Annotated in this window: 12 protein-coding genes; 5 read left to right on the top strand and 7 right to left on the bottom strand. The window is 38.9% G+C overall.

The features are described from left to right. Positions 1 to 869 precede the first annotated feature (869 nt). Entirely contained in the window at positions 870 to 1,139 is a 270-nt protein-coding gene (gene rpsO, locus KPC_RS11160; protein WP_065994019.1) for a 30S ribosomal protein S15, read from the top strand. 254 nt (positions 1,140 to 1,393) lie between these two features. Then, positions 1,394 to 3,481: a polyribonucleotide nucleotidyltransferase gene (gene pnp, locus KPC_RS11155; RefSeq protein ID WP_171334473.1), complete on the top strand. Its 2,088-nt coding sequence runs from the start codon at positions 1,394 to 1,396 to the stop codon at positions 3,479 to 3,481. Between the two features lie 80 nt (positions 3,482 to 3,561). On the opposite strand, the gene KPC_RS11150 is transcribed toward pnp, so the two are convergent. Further along, a complete protein-coding gene (locus KPC_RS11150; RefSeq protein ID WP_121974457.1) occupies positions 3,562 to 3,783 on the bottom strand; it encodes a YdcH family protein in 222 nt (73 codons plus the stop codon). A 279-nt stretch (positions 3,784 to 4,062) separates the two neighbouring features. On the opposite strand from KPC_RS11150, the gene KPC_RS11145 reads away from it, so the two are divergent. Beyond that, positions 4,063 to 5,280, top strand: coding sequence for a magnesium transporter CorA family protein (locus KPC_RS11145; protein WP_121974456.1), 1,218 nt, complete (start codon positions 4,063 to 4,065; stop codon positions 5,278 to 5,280). 18 nt (positions 5,281 to 5,298) lie between these two features. Here the strand turns inward: KPC_RS11145 and KPC_RS11140 are convergent, their stop codons facing one another. The 6 genes from KPC_RS11140 to KPC_RS11115 form a co-directional block, all read right to left on the bottom strand. After that, the gene (locus KPC_RS11140) at positions 5,299 to 5,565 is read right to left on the bottom strand and encodes a YdcH family protein (RefSeq protein WP_121974455.1); all 267 of its coding nucleotides are present in this window, start codon (positions 5,563 to 5,565) and stop codon (positions 5,299 to 5,301) included. A gap of 101 nt (positions 5,566 to 5,666) precedes the next feature. Continuing rightward, on the bottom strand, positions 5,667 to 6,005 hold the full coding sequence (locus tag KPC_RS11135) for a chaperone modulator CbpM (RefSeq protein WP_121974459.1): 339 nt from the start codon (positions 6,003 to 6,005) through the stop codon (positions 5,667 to 5,669). 12 nt (positions 6,006 to 6,017) lie between these two features. Further along, on the bottom strand, positions 6,018 to 6,992 hold the full coding sequence (locus tag KPC_RS11130) for a DnaJ C-terminal domain-containing protein (protein WP_121974454.1): 975 nt from the start codon (positions 6,990 to 6,992) through the stop codon (positions 6,018 to 6,020). Positions 6,993 to 7,185: 193 nt separating this feature from the next. Then, positions 7,186 to 8,061 carry an Hsp33 family molecular chaperone HslO gene (gene hslO, locus KPC_RS11125; RefSeq protein ID WP_121974453.1) on the bottom strand — a complete coding sequence of 292 codons (876 nt, stop codon included), beginning with the start codon at positions 8,059 to 8,061 and terminating at the stop codon, positions 7,186 to 7,188. Between the two features lie 85 nt (positions 8,062 to 8,146). Beyond that, complete coding sequence (locus KPC_RS11120; protein ID WP_121974452.1) at positions 8,147 to 10,030, bottom strand: monovalent cation:proton antiporter-2 (CPA2) family protein; 1,884 nt, start codon at positions 10,028 to 10,030, stop codon at positions 8,147 to 8,149. A gap of 72 nt (positions 10,031 to 10,102) precedes the next feature. Beyond that, positions 10,103 to 12,328: a primosomal protein N' gene (locus KPC_RS11115; protein WP_121974451.1), complete on the bottom strand. Its 2,226-nt coding sequence runs from the start codon at positions 12,326 to 12,328 to the stop codon at positions 10,103 to 10,105. A 168-nt stretch (positions 12,329 to 12,496) separates the two neighbouring features. Here KPC_RS11115 and gspF point away from each other — a divergent pair, with 168 nt between their 5' ends. Both gspF and gspG read left to right on the top strand, forming a co-directional pair. After that, positions 12,497 to 13,702, top strand: coding sequence for a type II secretion system inner membrane protein GspF (gspF, locus tag KPC_RS11110; RefSeq protein ID WP_121974450.1), 1,206 nt, complete (start codon positions 12,497 to 12,499; stop codon positions 13,700 to 13,702). Between the two features lie 38 nt (positions 13,703 to 13,740). Next, positions 13,741 to 14,170, top strand: a 430-nt coding sequence (gene gspG, locus KPC_RS11105; RefSeq protein ID WP_121974449.1) for a type II secretion system major pseudopilin GspG, incomplete at its 3' end; no start/stop codon positions are given.

Here is a 14,170-nt window from a genome sequence, read left to right as displayed (position 1 = left end):
GTTTTATTGACGATGTAAGAAAAAGCTTACACAGATTCAAGAAATTTGCGCATAGAGCTTCTGATAACTTTCTGAGAAGATGAATCACATAACAAACTCAGCATGGAACGTTGGGTAAAATCGCAAAATTAGAATAACTTAAAGTCGAGAGACTGCGAACTTACAAGTATGTAAGTAATAATAGAGGAATTTACAGCCGCTAAGCCTTGTAGTTTTGGGAGAGACTACAGGGCTTTTTTATAGCCTAAAGAATAGCATTTACGTTTTGTGCGATTTTTCTTACATAACGATACGTAAAATGCGACTTTTGTCTAAAAATAAAAATGGCAAAATGTAAACTATAAAAGGAAGTACATTCATAACGACAAAATGGATGAATAACCATAAAAAGTGAGAGAATCACTTAAAACAATAACAATGAATAAAAAAAGAGAACTACAACAATGAAACTACAGCGCAAATAAAAAAGCCCTAAGATTAATCTTAGGGCTTTTTTATTAATTTAAAATTAAAAGCGCAAAATTTTTGATGTGCGTAACTCTCTTTATATTCTTCCTGTTAGGGCAATTACTTTTAATGATTTTAGACGGGATACTTATTAAGCCAAATTTTATGACTCTATGTGCATACTTTGTTGGCCTGTTTTTCAAGCCCTGGCTTTTTCAAAAATTGATTATTTAAACTTTAAACCATGATGTGTAAAAAAAGAGCTGTTTATCGGCTAAAGTTGAGAGAGATAGTTTTGCAATATACTTAGAGTTCCTTTAAAATAATCGACTGCTGTAGTGATGCACGGCAGTCAAATTTGATTTTTTAATCAAATTGATTTTTATCAAGTAGTTATTTTATAAGCATCTCGGAGAAATCGAATGGCTTTAACAAACGCAGATCGCGCAGAGATCATCGCTAAATTTGCTCGCGCTGAAAACGACACTGGTTCACCAGAAGTACAAGTTGCTTTATTGACTGCACAAATCAATGATTTACAAGGTCACTTTAAAGAACACAAACACGACCACCATAGCCGTCGCGGTCTTATCCGTATGGTTAACCAACGTCGTAAACTTCTTGACTACCTTAAAGGTAAAGATTCTACTCGTTACAGCGATTTGATTGCTGCTTTAGGTTTACGTCGTTAATTCGATTTAAACTTTTATTTTCGGAAGATTGCATGCCAAATGCCGTACTGATGAAAACTAAAGTCTGCCTAGCTTTTGCTGGGTAAAAGGAAGGGGCGAATATTCGCTCCTTCTTCGTGTCTAAAACTATTGTTTATTCTCTAGTGAGGTCGGCTTCTAAGCTTTGTCATTTACCGTAGCTTCTGTTATTAATGTGAATGCCAAACCTTAGGGGTCTCCACTAGAATAAAATTAGGAAACAAAAATACATGTCAATGTTTAATGTAATTCGTAAAGAATTTCAATTTGGTCAGCATCAGGTTGTTTTAGAAACTGGTCGTATTGCTCGCCAAGCAAACAGCGTTTTAATTACAATGGGTGGCGTATCTGTTTTAGTTGCTGTTGTTGCTCAACCGACTGCAAAAGCAGGTCAGGACTTTTTCCCTCTAACTGTTAACTACCAAGAAAAGCAATATGCTGCTGGTCGTATTCCAGGTGGTTATGGTAAACGTGAAGGTCGTGCTTCAGAAGCTGAAACTTTAATTTCCCGTTTGATTGACCGTCCAATCCGTCCATTATTCCCAGAAGGTTATTTCAACGAAATTCAGGTAACTGCAACTGTTGTATCTTCTGATAAAACAATGGAAGCTGATATAGCTGCAATGTTGGGTACCTCTGCTGCGCTTGCAATCGCTGGTACACCTTTCCGTGGTCCAATCGGTGCTGCACGTGTTGCATTAATTGAAGGCGAATACGTTCTTAACCCAAGTTATGAACAAATGGCTCAGTCTGATCTTGACCTTGTTGTTGCTGGTACAGAATCTGCAGTTCTTATGGTTGAATCCGAAGCAAAAGAGCTTTCCGAAGACCAAATGCTTGGCGCAGTTCTTTTTGGTCATGACGAAATGCAAATTGCGATTCAAGCGATCAAAGAGTTTGCAGCTGCAGCTGGGGCAAAAGAATCTGACTGGGTTGCTCCAACACACAATGAAGAGTTACGTGCTCAATTAAAAGAAGCTTTTGAAGCGAAAATTTCTGAAGCTTATACAATTGCTGCCAAACATGATCGTTATGCAGCATTAGACGCTTTACATGAACAGGCAATTGCCCAGTTTGTTCCGGAAGCTGATGAGACTGGTATTAAAGACGAAGTTGATTTCTTATTTGAAGATCTTAAATACCGTACAGTACGTGACAATATCTTGACTGGCAAACCACGTATTGATGGTCGTGATACGAAAACTGTTCGTCAGCTTGAAATCCAGGTTGGTGTTTTAGGTCGCGCGCACGGTTCAGCATTGTTTACACGTGGTGAAACACAGGCATTAGTAACGACAACTTTGGGCAATACACGTGATGCACTTATGGTTGATACCCTTGCTGGTACGAAAACCGATAATTTCATGCTTCACTACAACTTCCCAGCATACTCTGTAGGTGAAACTGGTCGTGAATCAGGTCCAAAACGTCGTGAGATTGGTCATGGTCGTCTAGCTCGTCGTGGTGTACAAGCAGTTCTTCCGCCAGTTGATCGTTTCCCATATGTACTCCGTATCGTATCTGATATTACAGAGTCAAATGGTTCATCTTCTATGGCTTCTGTATGTGGTGCTTCATTATCACTTATGGATGCGGGTGTTCCACTTAAAGCACCAGTTGCTGGTATTGCAATGGGTCTAGTTAAAGAAGGTGAGCGTTTCGCGGTTCTTTCTGACATCTTGGGTGATGAAGACCATCTTGGTGACATGGACTTTAAGGTAGCTGGTTCTGCAAACGGTATTACTGCTCTCCAAATGGATATCAAAATAGAAGGTATCACTGAAGAGATTATGGAAGTTGCATTGAATCAAGCATATGCTGGTCGTATGCATATCTTGAATGAAATGAACAAAGTCATTTCACGTGCACGTCCAGAAATTTCTATGCATGCGCCTACTTTCCAGGTAATCAACATCAACCCAGACAAGATTCGTGATGTGATCGGTAAAGGCGGTGCAACGATTCGTCAAATTACTGAAGAAACCAAAGCTGCGATTGATATCGAAGACAATGGTACAGTTCGTGTGTTTGGTGAGACTAAAGCTGCCGCTCAAGCTGCGATTGCTAAAATCCAGGCGCTTACAGCTGAAGTTGAGCCAGGTAAAATTTACGATGGTAAAGTGATCCGTATCGTTGAATTCGGTGCATTTGTCAATATCATGCCAGGTACTGATGGTCTACTTCATATTTCTCAGATTTCAAATGAACGTGTTGCGAATGTGACAGATGTATTGAAAGAAGGTCAGGAAGTTAAAGTACAAGTACAAGATGTTGATAATCGTGGTCGTATCAAATTGACTATGAAAGACATCGAACAAGCTTAATGATTTAAGCGATTAAAAAAGTCCGCGTAATGCGGACTTTTTTGTGTGATTTAAAGGCTTACATCAAGCTTAAAACAGAATTACTCTGCCTTGTCCGCTTCACGCAGCATGGTGTAGAGCTCATCTTTGAGTTTTAGTTTTTTGCGTTTTAGCACTTCAATATCATCTAAACCGCTTGTAACTGGATTTTGTTCCAGTCGAATAATTTCATGATCTAATGCATTATGCTCCTCGAAAACTTTAGCAAAACGATTGTCTTCTTGTTTGAGTTTACTGATTAAAGAACGGTACTCTGGAAACATGCGATCCCCATCTAGGTTGTTAAATACTACTGATATTTATAAAATTATTATGGCATTCTGTACGTTTTAATAAACTTAAAAGCTTGCACAGTATGTTCACTTTATTTCCATAAAAAAAATATGGATATCAGTTATAATATATCGGCAAAAAAAGATGATGTCATCACAAACAATTAAAAATAAATGCAACATTTCATTTAAAGCAATTTATCTATAATCTGGTCGTGGTGTGGTCTTTTGTATAGATCAATAAGTTAACAACAAAGACTGGGTCATTTCATGCAGGTTTATTATTTTTATCGTCATTCTGAACAAAAATATATTTTTGTGAGTACCCGGAAATCTGAACAATACCCAATCGCCTACTTCTGGATTGATTGTACCCGAGAAGATATTGTTAACAGGATTGAACAGTGGTCTACAGATATATTTGAGGAAACAGGGCTACGTATTAATGAGTTTCATCGCAGAGATATCTTAAATATAGAACATCCTTGTGCATTTGATGTGATGGATGATTATGATTTGTTGGTGTTTAGGAAGTTGATTACACCAGATGATCATATCCAAAATACAAATGCTTTGGAACAACATGAAAGTTTGTTTGGAATCACCACTACACCTATCAGTATGATTATGACGCCTAATGTATTAATTACAGTTAGGGAACAGGGAAACAATGCTTTTGAAGCATATTTACAACGTATAAAAACGATTCTGACCCGAGAACCCGCAGAGCAGAATAAGCCTCGAAAATTACCAGATACACCACTGGATTTAGCACTCAGACTTTTAAATTCAATGATCGATGGCTATCTTGATTTACGAACACCATTAACACGTCGAGTTGAATATTGGCAGCAGGAACTATTACAGGGACGGCGTAGATTTACTCAATGGAATATGCTTTTACAAGAAAGTATGGCATTACAGCAAATCGAAAATTTATGTGAAGAACAAATTGAAGCATTACAGGAACTACATGATGAAATTGTTGAAAATTATCATCATTTGACAGGCGAACTTTTGTCAGATCCACAAGATATCATGTTAGTGAGAATGGATGACTTGATTAGTCATGTTGAACGAATACAAAAGCATACCACTCGTCTTAGAACAGCAATTCAGGCTGCCATGGATTTACATTTTTCGGCAATTGCGAATCAAACCAATGAAAATATGCGGATTTTAGCAATTATTACGGCAGTTTTTGCACCACTGACCTTACTCACAGGGATTTATGGTATGAATTTCGAGTTTATTCCTGGGTTGAAAAGTCCAGTTGGTTTCTGGATTATGCTGATCGTTATGTTGTTAACTACAGGAATGTTGATCTACTATTTTTATCGAAGACATCTGATGGGATTGAGTGAAAAGAGTGTGATCGAAATGCTGGCTCAGCAAAACAAGACACAGCATTTCGATCTCTTCAAATTTGTGAATGAACCGATTAAACAAACTCTTCGCGAAGTTGAAAAGTTCACTAAAATGAAATAATCCTGTTTTAAAATGAGACTATGACGTAGAAGATTGAGTCTGGTTAATTTTCAGAATACGGTACATTTCATCTTTAAGTCGAAGTTTTTTTCGTTTTAAAGAATCTATATCATCATGGATCAGACAAACAGGATCTTGCTCTAATTGTGTAATTTTTTTATCGAGTTCGTCGTGATCTTCTAATAGTTTTGAAAAATGTGGATCTTCTTGTTTCAGAATATTCATCAGTTCACGATATTCTGGAAACATGTTTTTGATTTTCTTATTCATCACCTTGCTATTCATGGGGTAAATTAACCTCTTAAACTGTGATTTAGAGTTGGTTAATTTTCAATCATGACAGGTAAAATGTTTACCTGCCAGAGCCATTAACAATTTGAAATGAATTAGTCCCGATCAAAGTGAATGTGTCGAACTTGTTTTCTTAATTGTTGAACTTCGTCAATTAAATCCATCATCATTGCCACTGCCGAAAAACTGGCTTCAAAGTCACGTTGCAAGCGAAAAGCCCGACGTGCCCGGGCTACATCTTCACCAAAAAACTGGTGAATACGGTCTTCTGGGCGTGCGGGTAAAATATCGTACTCTAAAAGTTGCAGTACCCAATCAGGGCTTTGTCCGCAAACTTGTGCAAAATGAACCAAATCGAAGCTGTTACGTTCATCAACGATCTCGCCGTTCAGGCAGTTGTCACAAACAATTTCACTGTAATGTATAGTTGTCATCATTGTGCTCCCTTAAGATTGCCGAGGGTTAAAATGTGGGAAAGCATCAGCCAATGCCTGATAGGCTTGTTGTTCTGTTTCCGATTGTGCTATAGGGTAAACCACATTTAGAACAAGGTATAAATGCCCCGGTGTTTTATTTGGAATCCCTTTGTCTTTTAGACGAAGTTGTTGTCCAGTTTTTGCATTTTTAGGAACTGTAACCTTCACTTTTCCAGCGGGTGTTGAAACTTCAATACTATGACCTAATGCAGCTTCCCATGGTGCAATATCAACAGTATAGTAAACATCTGCACCTTCTACACGTATCCGATCTGTATCTTTATATTGGATTTCAATATATAAGTCACCATTTTCACCGCCGTTAATTCCTGTTTGTCCCTGTTTAGCCAAACGGATTTGTTGACCTTCTTTCATACCTTTAGGAATTTTGACTTGCAATGTTTTACGTTGCACTTCTGGTTCGCCATAGGCATTGTATGTTGGGATTTGCAGGGTAATATTTTGAGTTGAACCTTGATATGCGATATCTACATCGACAGTGATACTGGCATGTTGATCTTCACCACGATAGCTTCGTTGCTGTCTGGAACCCCGTTGTCCGAAATCCTGATATTGTCCGCCACCAAATCCGCCACCAAAGCGACCAAATAGATCTTCAAATCCACTAAAGTCCTGGCCTTCTCCACCAAAACTTTGTTTGTAAAAATGGCTACCATCAAAGCCACCTTGACCTGCTGTATTACCACCAAAGCTTCCTCCTGCGAAGCCTTCTGGGTGATCAAGCATAAAGTCATATTCTTTTTTCTTTTCGTCGTTACTGAGGGTGTCATATGCAACATTAATTGCTTGCATTTTTTCTTCAGCATTTTCTTCTTTGCTGACATCAGGATGATATTTTCGGGCTAATTTCCGATAAGCCTTTTTAATTTCTTCTGGAGTTGCTGTACGAGAAACCCCAAGCTCTTCATAGTAGTTTTTTGCCATAATTTGCGAGGTCACATTTAATCGTTGTTTAATTCATTTTTATGCTAAAAATTTGATTTAGCATAGCCTTTATATGTTTTTATATTGTTTCTAAGCTTTAAAATTCAAGTGGATTGATTAGTTATTTTTAATTGATTTTATAAAAAGCATAAAAAAAGCGAATACAAAATTCGCTTTTTAAAAAATGAGACTTTTAACTTAAATGTTCACCAAATAAGCTGAGGGCTTCTTTTGCTGTAAATTGATAGCGCTTGTTACAGAACTGGCAATCCATAGTAATAGGATTTTGGACTTCTAGTGTTTCTTTTACAGCATCTATACCAATCTGCTTTAATGCATTTTCACATTTTTCACGTGAGCAGGTGCAGCCAAAACGCAAGTGCTCAACTTCGGGCAAACGTACTTCTTCTTCGTTATATAAACGGTAAAGGATTTCTGTTGCGTCTAATTCTGTTAATTCTTCGGCTTTGAGTGTTTCGGTTAGCATTGTTAAACGTGGCCACAAATCTTCATCAACATGCTGTTGCTCTTCTTCGTTATTACGAGGAAGCAGTTGAACCAATAAGCCACCAGTACGTTGTTTCGTACTAGCCAAAACAATCAGGGTTGGGATTTGAGCTGAGAGATCATAATACTGCATTAAGCAACCGGCTAAGGTTGGCTGGTCAAGAGGTACAATACCTTGGTAGCGTTCACCAAAATCAGGCTCGATATTAATAAACAGTACAGGGTTATTTAGTGCAGAAAGTACGGTACGACTATCTTCACCTTGCATAAAGCGAGGATCTTCCTCATAGTCAGCAAGAGCGCGAACTTCACCTAAATGATTACATTCAGCCATTGCCCATTTAAATGTACCTTGTGCCTGAATTTGCAGACTTATCCGTCCCTGAATTTTTAAAGTACTGGCAAGCAAGGCTGTAGCACTCAACATTTCCCCAAGTAAAACTTGTACGGCAGGTGCATATTCACGTTGAGACAAAATGGTTTGCAATGCTTCTTCAAGATGAACAACTTCACCACGTACAGGGAAATCTTCGATATAAAAACGTTGACGTAAATCTGACATAAAATTCTCCAAATCCCTGACTTAATGGTGGCTATATTGTAAAACACAAGCCACATTTATGATACCGGTGCCAGGTTAGAGCTACCTAATCATCACGAGTGAGGTTGATTCTTTCTGGTTGTTCTTGGTTCTGTGATGGTTCTTTTTTATCAAAGGCATCTTCATCAATATTTTTTTGATCTTTGAGCTTTTCAAGATCTTTCTGGTTAGCTTGAGCATCACTTTCAAATAAATGTTCAAGTTCACCCAAAAAGTCACGATAACTTTCATATACTTTTTGCTCGTCAGTATAGATACGTTGCTGGCGAACCAGTAGCTCTTCGTCATAATTTCTAAATAATTCAATACTGTGGGATGCATCCTGTTTGGATAATCCCAATTCCCGTAATGTTCTATATGCCATACCCAATGAGGAAAGGTAGGTTTCACGCCAGATATGTTTCACGCCGAGATCACGCAATAAGTGCATATGATAACGGTCACGCGCACGTGCCAGCAAAGTGATGTTGGGATAATTCAATCGGATATGCCGTGCTGTATTCATCGAGTCTTCAACATCATCTATTGCTAAAACAAAGACTTTAGCTTGCTCTATTCCAGCAGCTCTTAAAATATCGGGATAGGTTGCATCTCCATAGTAGATTTTCCCACCATAACGTCTGACAAAATCGATACGTTGCAGGTTGATATCAATTGCAGTGAAAGGAATGTGCTGTAGATGTGCCAAACGGGCGATGATTTGTCCAAAACGTCCAAATCCCGCGATAATGAGTGGCGGAGATCCATTGGGGATATCATCAAATTTGGGTTCAGACTGTTTATTTATTCGAGGAATAATCTGGCTCGACACTAGCCAGAAAACGATAGGTGTCAATGCCATGGATAAAGTAACAATCAATGTCATTGGTTCTAAAATGGCTTGAGTGAGCACTTTTTCGCTACGTGCTACATTGAGGACTACAAATGCAAATTCACCGCCTTGAGCTAACGATGCAGCAATGAGCAAGCTGTTGCTCAAGTTATATTTATTAAATTTGGCGATGAAAAACATCACGACTAATTTGATCAGAATCAGAGCGATTGCACCACCAATGATCAGTACAGGCATATCTATCAGCAATGACAACTGCGTTGTCATACCTACAGTCATGAAAAACAAGCCAAGTAATAAGCCTTTAAATGGAGCAATACTAGCTTCAAGTTCATGACGGAATTCAGAATCAGCCAGTAAAACACCAGTTAAAAAAGCCCCTAAAGTTGTACTAATGCCTAAGGTGTCCATTAAAAGGACAACTCCGAGAACAATAAATAGTCCTACCGCAGTAATCAGTTCAGTTGCGCCACTTTTTGCCACAAAACGGAAAAATGGTCGCATGACATAGCGACTAAACAGGAACAGTCCAGTAAAGGTTGCAATAATGGCTGCAAAATAGGCGATACCATGGTGGGTAGATTGACCGCCTGCAAGCATTGGAATAACAGCAATCAATGGAATCGCGGCAATATCCTGAAAAAGTAAAATGGAAAAGGATTGCTGTCCAAAAGAAGTATTGAGCTGTTGTTTTTCAGCAAGCATTTGCAGCACAAAAGCTGTAGAAGAAAGCGCCAGAGCAAAGCCAATAACGAAACTTGCAGACAGTGATTGTTGTAGTAATAAAAACACAGTGCCCATGAGCACCACACCTGTCACAACGACTTGCAATGTCCCCATAACAAAAATGGATTGTCGCATTTCCCACAAGCGTTGTGGACGTAATTCAAGCCCGATCAGAAACATGAGCAAAATAACGCCGAATTCTCCCAGATGCATAATTGCTTTGGGGTCGCTGGCAATATTGAAGACACTTGGCCCAAGTAAAATGCCAGTAAACAAATAACCTAGAACTGTCGCTAGTCCAAATTTTTTCCCTAAGGGGACTAAAACTAATGCAGCACCTAGAAAAATGGTTATTTGTAATAATAAAGACATTCTTACATCCTAATTTTTATTCCTTTTCATGTAATTTAAACGATGAAAAGGCTGAAATATGTTTATATTTCGCTAATTCAATTCTTGTGGATCAATATCGATTGTAATCTTCATATTTGAAGGTTTCGCATGCAAAAGGTTTTGCCACCACGTTCGAATATAGTAATGCATCTTTGCCCGATCTAAAGATAAAAGCACAACATGGGATTGATAACGTCCCGCTTTACGCTCCATTGGTGCAGGAATTGGCCCCCAGATATCAATAAGATCACCCGAAACTTCTCTTAAATTTTCATTCATTTGCTGTAAGAAGCTCAGGTTTTCATCCTGACTTTTTGATTCCGCTCGAATCAAGATCGCATAACGGCAAGGAGGCAGTAATGCGAGCTGTCGATCTTTCAGGGTCTGTTTTGCAAATGCTCGATAATCGTTATTAATCAAAGTGTTGAGTAAGGGGTGATCTGGTTTTAATGTTTGTAAATAAACATCACCTTTATGTTCCCCTCGTCCTGCACGTCCCGCAACCTGAATGATGAGTTGGGCAGTACGTTCTGTTGCACGAAAGTCAACGCTTAACAACCCTGAGTCAATGTCCAGAATGGCGACTAATGTGACATATGGAAAATGATGCCCTTTGGCGAGCATTTGGGTTCCAAGAAGGATTGTTGGCTCAGCTTTCTGGATTTTGTCGTATATTTTTTGCCAGCTTCCAACACGGCTAGTGGAGTCCCGATCAACGCGTAATACATCATAGTCAGGGAAAAGCTCATTTAAACTTTCTTCAACTTTTGCGGTGCCCATGCCAATAGGTTTAAAGGTATTTTCCTGCTGACAGGATGGACAAGCATCTGGAATACGTTGAATGGTGCCACAATGATGGCAATGTAGATGTTGATAGGGTTTTAGATGTACCGTGAAATGAGCATCGCAATTTGGACAATTGGCCTGCCAGCCACAACTCTCACAAATCAGAACAGGTGCATAGCCTCTACGGTTTAAAAAAATCAAGACCTGTTCTTTTTTGTGCAGGCGTTTTTTAATTTCTTCGATCAGTTGCTGGCTGAGTCCATGATCTTTTTTTGCGATTTTTAGGTCAATCAAATGCATCTTTGGCATCAATGCTGTGCCAGCGCGTTGATTCAACTCTAGTTTGGTTAGTTTATTTTGTTCAACCAAATGATAGCTATCAATACTCGGTGTGGCTGAGCCGAGAATAATCGGGCAATTTTCCAGATGTGCACGATACAATGCGACATCTCGTGCATGGTAACGAAAACCTTCTTGCTGTTTAAATGAAAGATCATGTTCTTCATCTAGAATAATTAACCCCAGATTTGGCATTGGGGTGTAAATGGCTGAACGTGTTCCTAATACAATAGACGCTTTGCCTGTCTGTGCATGTTGCCATGCCTGTAAACGTTTGCTGTCATTTAGTCCAGAGTGGAGTAAGGCAATATTACAATGAAATCTGGACTGGAAACGACTGATGGTTTGTGGGGTTAAACCAATTTCGGGAACTAAAACTAAAACCTGTTTACCTTGTTTCAGTACTTCTTGCATGACTTGTAAATAAACTTCAGTTTTACCACTACCTGTTAAGCCATCAAGTAGAAATGCCTGATATTTTTTCTGAGCTTTTAAGATGCCCTGAATTGCTTTTTTTTGGTCTTCATTTGCAGTTAAAGGCATTTGAGCGAGCTGAACTGGTTCAGGTTTAAAGTTTTGAGGTTCCAGCTCAAAACGAATGATCTCTTTTTTTTCAAGTGCCTTGAGCGTTGCTGTTTCAATACCACTGAGATTCAATATATTTTCTGATGTTCCCGTGGGATGCAGTTTTAAAATTTTATAAGCATCTTGCTGTTTGATAGAACGTTTAATTTTGTCATCTGCGTGTAGATCCAGAACCCTCCAGATACGGGCAAGTAGATTATAAGGCTTACCCTGACGCAATAATGTTGGTAGTGCTGTTTGAGCCACTTCACCAATGGGAAATTGGTAATATTGAGCTGACCATGTCAACAAACTTAAAACATTGTCATCTAAAATAGCTTGGTCATCCAAAAGTTCAGTGATATTTTTTAATTGAAAATTTGGATTGATCGGAGCATCTAAAGGTAATTTTTCTACAATGATTCCAACGACATTTTGCCGTCCAAAAGACACTGCAACGCGTGCACCGACCTGTGCCTGTTGATATTGATCAAGACTGAGCTTGTAATCAAAGCTATCATACAAGTGTACAGGTACAACAACGCGTACTCGGTAAATATTTTGGCTTGTGTCTGTTAAATTTGGCATAAGCAATAATCGTATAAGTCTCAGCTCAATTGTATGAATAAAAAATATCGTGATCTCTAAAAGGTTATGCTAGAGTGGGCAAATCATTTATAACAATGAATTGTTTATTCTATTGTGTCTATACACAAGAGCAATGACAAATAATTTTTGGAAAACTAGAGCATTACAATGCCTGCATATCAATTTACTGCCATTGATGCTTCAGGGAAGCAACAAAAAGGGGTGCTGGAAGGAGATTCAGCGCGCCAGATTCGTCAGCAATTGCGTGACAAAGAGTGGATTCCTGTTAGTGTCGATCCTGTTGAAAATAAAGAGAAGAATAAATCATCTGGTTTATTTCAAAAAAAGATTACGGCTTATGATCTGGCACTCATGACACGCCAGCTTTCTGTATTGGTTGCAGCATCAATTCCGTTAGAAGAAGCGCTTCGTGCTGTGGCGAAACAAAGTGAAAAAACTCATGTGCAGAACTTACTACTTTCAGTACGTTCCAAGGTACTAGAAGGGCATTCACTGGCTCAAGGCATGCAACAGTCTGGGCGTTTTCCTGATTTATATATTGCAACGATTGCCGCTGGTGAGCGTTCAGGACATCTGGATCTCATTCTGGATCAATTGTCTGATTACACTGAAAACCGTTTTGCGATGCAAAAAAAGGTTCAGGGTGCGATGATCTATCCAATTATTCTCATGCTGATGTCTTTTGGTATCGTCATGGGGCTGATGACCTATGTGGTACCAGATATTGTTAAAACCTTTGATCAGAGTAAACAGGCTTTACCATGGATTACTGTGGCGTTGATGAAATCGAGTGATTTCATTCGGCTTTCTTGGCCTTTCTTGATCGGTTTTATTGTTATTGTCCTGTTTTTAATGGCACGTTTCTTAAAAACATCCGCAGGTCATTACACATTCGATCGATTAACACTCAAGTTGCCATTATTTGGTAAATTATCTCGTGGTATAAATTCAGCTCGTTTTGCCAGTACATTATCGATTTTGACAAAATCTGGTGTTCCGTTAGTAGATGCTTTAAAAATTGGTGCAGCGGTCAGTAGTAATTGGGTCATTCGGGATGCAGTCAATCAGGCTGCTGAAAAAGTGACAGAGGGAGGGAATCTGGCTACACAGCTTGAACGTTGTGGTTATTTCCCGCCAATGATGGTGCAAATGATCAAGAGTGGTGAGGCATCTGGTGAGCTGGATCGAATGTTGGAACGGGCTTCAAATATGCAGGATCGAGAAGTGACAACATTTATTTCTACATTACTGGCTTTATTAGAACCATTGATGCTGGTATTCATGGCTGGTATTGTTTTGGTGATCGTAATCGCTGTTATGTTGCCAATTGTCAATATGAATAATATGATCTAAACCATCTATTTTAAGAAAAATTGTTAGAGAGAATATAAATGCAACGGAAAAATCTTCGAAAAAAACAATCAGGCTTTACACTTATTGAAGTAATGGTTGTTATTGTGATTTTAGGTGTACTCGCTGCTCTGATTGTGCCAAATGTAATGGGGCGTGGTGAAAAGGCTAAAGTAGATACAACAAAAATCACCTTAAAAGGTGTAGCTGGTGCATTAGATCAATACAAGCTAGACAATGGTCACTATCCATCGTCTCAAGAGGGGGGATTGGATGCATTAGTCAACAAACCGGAAACAGCAAAAAACTGGTTACCTGGGGGCTATGTAAAGGGTGGCTATCCAAAAGACAGTTGGGATAATGATATTCAATATGTGATTCCGGGTGCAGAGGGTCGAGCTTTTGACTTATATTCTTTCGGTGCTGATGGCAAACAGGGCGGTGAAGGAAATGATGCAGATATTTATTACC

The organism is Acinetobacter stercoris (assembly GCF_900323515.1).
GTDB classification, from domain to species: Bacteria; Pseudomonadota; Gammaproteobacteria; order Pseudomonadales; family Moraxellaceae; genus Acinetobacter; species Acinetobacter stercoris.
Note: the sequence above shows the minus strand (reverse complement) of the source record. Positions and strands in the feature narration are given on the sequence as shown.